At 38.3% G+C, this 4,965-nt stretch carries 7 protein-coding genes and 2 pseudogenes; all 9 read right to left on the bottom strand.

Going from position 1 to position 4,965, the window contains the following annotated elements:
- Positions 1 to 345 (bottom strand): annotated as a pseudogene (locus RsY01_RS10640) (terminase large subunit); the annotation flags it as partial.
- Positions 346 to 430: 85 nt separating this feature from the next.
- Positions 431 to 598, bottom strand: a complete 168-nt coding sequence (locus tag RsY01_RS10965) for a hypothetical protein (protein ID WP_157905827.1) — start codon at positions 596 to 598, stop codon at positions 431 to 433.
- Positions 595 to 762 carry a DUF5049 domain-containing protein gene (locus RsY01_RS10635; RefSeq protein WP_274519424.1) on the bottom strand — a complete coding sequence of 56 codons (168 nt, stop codon included), beginning with the start codon at positions 760 to 762 and terminating at the stop codon, positions 595 to 597. Before RsY01_RS10635 ends, RsY01_RS10965 begins: the two co-directional genes overlap by 4 nt.
- 68 nt (positions 763 to 830) lie before the next feature.
- Positions 831 to 968, bottom strand: a pseudogene (locus RsY01_RS11155) (DUF6900 domain-containing protein); the annotation flags it as partial.
- Positions 969 to 1,137: 169 nt separating this feature from the next.
- Positions 1,138 to 1,329: a DUF6900 domain-containing protein gene (locus RsY01_RS10625; protein WP_133063217.1), complete on the bottom strand. Its 192-nt coding sequence runs from the start codon at positions 1,327 to 1,329 to the stop codon at positions 1,138 to 1,140.
- Between the two features lie 143 nt (positions 1,330 to 1,472).
- Positions 1,473 to 1,724, bottom strand: coding sequence for a hypothetical protein (locus RsY01_RS10620; protein ID WP_094785507.1), 252 nt, complete (start codon positions 1,722 to 1,724; stop codon positions 1,473 to 1,475).
- Between the two features lie 155 nt (positions 1,725 to 1,879).
- The gene (locus RsY01_RS10615) at positions 1,880 to 2,095 is read right to left on the bottom strand and encodes a DUF4314 domain-containing protein (RefSeq protein WP_094785506.1); all 216 of its coding nucleotides are present in this window, start codon (positions 2,093 to 2,095) and stop codon (positions 1,880 to 1,882) included.
- Between the two features lie 74 nt (positions 2,096 to 2,169).
- The gene (locus RsY01_RS10610) at positions 2,170 to 3,750 is read right to left on the bottom strand and encodes a DNA cytosine methyltransferase (protein ID WP_094785505.1); all 1,581 of its coding nucleotides are present in this window, start codon (positions 3,748 to 3,750) and stop codon (positions 2,170 to 2,172) included.
- On the bottom strand, positions 3,743 to 4,965 hold a 1,223-nt coding region (locus RsY01_RS10605; RefSeq protein WP_238594982.1), incomplete at its 5' end, for a site-specific DNA-methyltransferase. The genes RsY01_RS10610 and RsY01_RS10605, both read right to left, overlap by 8 nt.

Below are 4,965 nucleotides of genomic sequence, written 5' to 3'. Positions count from 1 at the left end.
CTGTTGTCTATCAGCTGCACAACCGTAAACTTCCGCGCGTTGTTCATTATCACCACACGTGAGCAATAAGGCTAGTGCTGCCGCAAGTTCAGATTTCCCCATCTTCTTAGGAATTTCGATATAGGCTGTGTTGAATTGGCGATAGCCATTGGGTTTGACAATACCAAATAAATCACGAATAATCTGTTCTTGCCAGTCTATCAATTCAAATGGTTTTCCTGCCCATGTTCCTTTGGTATGACTCAAGCATTCAATAAAATCAACTGCATAATCAGCGAGATTCTCATCATATTTGGAATTCTTAGCTTTAAACTTGGTTGGCTTATACTTCTTCAATTTCCGCAAATGAGAACCTCCTTTTCCAAATAACCCAAAAACAGCCTTTTCAAGCTGTCTTTACTTATTTTTTCCTACCCATAATGTCTTGTTTCTAGTTTTCAATGAATGATAAATCTTTAAACGAGTCGGGAAACCATTTTCTGTATTGTTCCTTAACTTCGTCCAGTGTTTTATTGCTTACAGTATTTATCTTTCCTTGATATCTATCAATTACATCAATACCGTGCTTATCTTCTTTAGAGTAGACTTCTTCTTTCATTGATTCTCTCCAGTCATAATGAAATTCAAATACTGTAATTTGTTCTCTTCAATGAAAATGACGAGATCGCAATAATTCAAATCGTTCGCAAGGTTCTGAACCATTGGCACATCAAACATATTTGTTTTTCCTGTTTTTCTAATGGCCATAATCTGTTTTTTGATTTCTTCGTTAAATTTGATAACCTTCTCCTTATCATTCTGAACTTGTCATTCTGAACTTGTTTCAATCCTTCTTCGTATGCTTCATCAATCATTCCCTTAAGACACCAAACTGGAACATCTAAAAAATCTTCTGCATCATTGTTTCGAGTTTCTAAATCGCCTCTCTTTTTAAGGTCGGGTACATGATTTGTTGCAATATTATAAATCGTGTTCTTGCTTAGTTTTTTGGCTATGGTCTTGGGCTCCTTTATTCTTGTACCCTATATATCACTCTAAAGGCCTTTAAAGTCAAGTCTTAACTCCCATTACTGTCACTATTTTTATGATTTATTTACCACGCAAAAAACAGCCCTTTCAAGCTGTCTTTACTACTGTTTATTTCCTTTGAACTTCTTTCAGCCCCTCTTCATAAGCCTCCTCAATCATCTTCTTAATGCTCCAAACTGAAACATCTAGAAAATCTTCTGCATCATTGTTTCGAGTTTCTAAATCGCCTCTTTCTCTAATGTCGCGCAACTGATTAGCTGCAATGTTATAAATCGTGTTCTTGCTTAGTTTTTTTGCCATGGTCTTAGGCTCCTTTATTCTTTGTACCCTATATATCACTCTAAAGGCCTTTAAAGTCAAGTCTTAGCTCCTATTACTGTCACTACTTTTATGATTTATCTACCACTCCAAAAACAGCCTTTTCAAGCTGTCTTTACTACTGTTTATTCCATCATGTCAGCAATAAATCGTACAACTTCTGGCTTATCACTATTTATTCGAAGCAGATTGACTAGGCCACTCCAGCTACAATAACCTTCTTCAATGCTATGCTCGTTATCTGGAAAGTAGACTTCAACATCTAGAGAATTCTTTCCATTATTGTCAGAGGGGGCTAAAATGTTTCGATCTTCAACTTCTCGTCTATGTTCCTTCATGATGTTGTCAATCATATTATTGCTCATTTGCTTTGCCATGGTCTTAGGCTCCTTTATTCTTTGTACCCTATATATCACTCTAAAGCACTCTAAAGTCAAGTCTTATCAACCATTATTATCAGTAATTCTTATATTTTTTAAATACTGAAAAAGCCCCTTTTAGAAGGCTTTAAAAATTTCTTAAAATATATTTGTTAAATTTTGACCACATAGTCTTCCCCAAAAACAACATTCAAGTTTGAATCATTGTCCCAATGCACCATGATGGAACCAATATCGTCTACTCCCTTTACTGTGCCACACGTGCCAATCTCTGGGGCGTGTGCGTCATTCATTTGGAGCAGGCTAACTCGTGTTCCTTCTGGGTACTGCTCTCGTAAAATGGCAATCATTTCTCTGTTTGGAATCATTCGTTTGTCCTTCTTTCTTTTTACTACCCTATATATCACTCTAAACGACTATAATAGCAAGTCATAAGTCCGATTTAATCGCTCATTTTTGAATTTTTTTCAGCCCAAACAATGCCACTAAGAACAAATAAAACACAAGGAAGTGCGACACCATTGCCCCACAGTTTGTATTCTGCCGAATCCGAATGCGGATTTCGTAACCACTTGATAATTTGTTTATCACTTTTTGACTTAGTCGTTTTATTTAGTGCTTGTCGATGACTGTCAAATATTGCTCGCCAAAACGCCAAATCTTTTTCAGTTGGATTCTCAATTTCAATATTACGACACCACCACGGCGGAAACCCCTGTAATCTCGCACATTCCGTTGGTGTTAACCTACGAACAATATACTTGCCATCATTAACAAGTGGCGGATCCTTATAATCAGTAGCGACAAGAGTACCTGCCTTCTCCTTTTCGGCACGAGTAAAGTGTGAATTCTTACTAGAAGAATAAGCAATTGCGTGTTTATCAACAGTATTCAATGTAAAACTAACAGCTTCATTGATACCACTTCCTTGTGGTCCATGCTTATCCTTACGTCCAATCATGGAACCTTGAATAGCGACAACCGCAACACCTCCTTGGTTGCTGCTTGGAAAATTGCCCGATGTATCAATCGTCCGTGAAATACCACACTCATAGATATTAGCTCGTGAGTTTCTTGTTCCCTCCGATGTCAGTCTGACATCATAAGTTTTAGGTTCAACAACAAATGGCTGATTATTCCCACCTGTCCCATAAGTCGCAAGAACAGTTTGAGCCATTTCACTTGGACCTTTAAAACGACTATCTTGACCATGGTTTTCAAAAACAAGTGGTGGATGACTAGACTGTGCTCTAAGGGTTCCAGTAACATTTTCAGAGATATTCATCCGACTGCCACCTTGATCCATTAAACAAAATTGGCTTGTGACTCCAGAGCTACCTTCAAAATCGGCGGTAATATCTTGCCACGTGCAACTGCTCTGTGTAGAATACCCAGACAAGCTTTCTGACTCAAATAATATTTTATCGGCACGTTCACTTCTAAAATCTGCGACAAGATAGATACGTTTTCTACGTTGGGGAACACCCCAATACTGAGCGTCAAGCACTCGCCATGCAAGTGAGAAGTCCTCTGCCACGATTTTTCCTGCATTGACCCACTTTTCAGGTTGAGCGATAACAAGTTGCTCGTCTTTGATTTGGCAGATTTCTTCAAGGACGCTTCTAAAATCTTCGCCTTTGTTTGAAGAGAATGCACCGCAGACATTTTCCCACACAATAAATCTTGGATATTTTCCATTGGTTTTAAACCTCATCTCCTTGATAATTCGAATAGCTTGATAGAACAAAGAAGAATGACTGCCAACTAGTCCTGCTCGTTTGCCTGCGATAGATAAATCAGTACAAGGGCTACCAAACGTGATAATGTCAACAGGTGCTATCTCGCCACCATTGATTTGTTTGATGTTACCTAAGTGTACCACTTGTGGTAACCTTTTGGTTGTTACCCTTATTGGAAAGGGTTCAATTTCACTTGCCCAAACTGGTCTTATTCCTGAAAGTAATCCTCCCAATTCAAAGCCACCACTTCCCGAAAACAAACTGCCTAGTGTCAACTTACTCATAGGTAGCCACCTCATCATATTTACAAGTTTCTCCATCACGTTCAAGCGTAACAGTATCGCTTGTTCCGACCTGTTCAACATATCGTTTTACAATGACATCAACAAACTTTTCATCAGGTTCAACCATATAACAAATTCGATCAGTCTGCTCACAAGCAATAAGCGTTGAACCACTTCCACCAAATGGGTCTAAAACGATACAATTACTCATACTTGAATTAATAATCGGATAAGCAAGCAAAGGAATAGGTTTCATCGTTGGATGCTCACTATTTTTTGTGGGTTTATCAAATTCCCAAATCGTCGATTCTTTACGACCAGTATACCATTGATGTTTTCCTTTCTTCTTCCAACCAAATAAGACTGGCTCATGTTGCCACTGATAAGGAGAACGCCCTAGAACAAAAGATTGTTTTTTCCAAATACACGTTCCTGACAAATAAAATCCTGCAGCCACAAATGCTTTTCTAAAATTTAAACCTTCCGTATCTGCATGAAAAACATAAATGCTTGAATCAATCGCCATAACATCTTGCATACAAGAAAAGGCATCGTACAAGAAATTGTAGAATACCTCATTATCTAAATTATCATTTTTGATTTTTCCAGCCGTTCCCTCATAGTTTACATTATAAGGTGGATCAGTGATTGTGAGGTTGGCTTTTTTCCCCTCCATAAGTTTTTCAAAAGTCTCTGCTTTGGTGCTGTCCCCACAGATTACTCTGTGATTTCCTAATTGCCAGATATCCCCTGTCTTACTAAATGTTGGTCTTTCCAATTCAGCATCAACATCAAAGTCATCATCTTGTGCATCATCCCCCATGAGTAATTGATTCAATTCGCTATCCGCAAAACCTAACAAAGACAAGTCAAAGTCATCATCTTGTAACTCACTTAACTCAATCGCAAGCATTTCATCATCCCAACCAGCATTCATTGCCAGACGATTGTCTGCTAGAATATAGGCTCGTTTTTGCGCCTCCGTCAAATGTTCCACAAAGATACATGGGACTTTCTCAATTCCTTCTTCTTTCGCAGCTAAAATCCTACCGTGTCCTGCAATCAAGTTTAAATCCTTATCCACGATGACTGGATTAATAAAACCAAATTCACGTATTGAGGACCGTAGCTGCAAAATCTGTTCCTTGCTGTGAGTTCTTGCATTTCTTGCATAGGGAATCAATTTCTCAATCCTCACCTTTTCAAATCTTTCTG

The sequence above is a fragment of the Pseudolactococcus reticulitermitis genome (genome assembly GCF_002260845.1).
GTDB lineage: Bacteria > Bacillota > Bacilli > Lactobacillales > Streptococcaceae > Pseudolactococcus > Pseudolactococcus reticulitermitis.
Note: the sequence above shows the minus strand (reverse complement) of the source record. Positions and strands in the feature narration are given on the sequence as shown.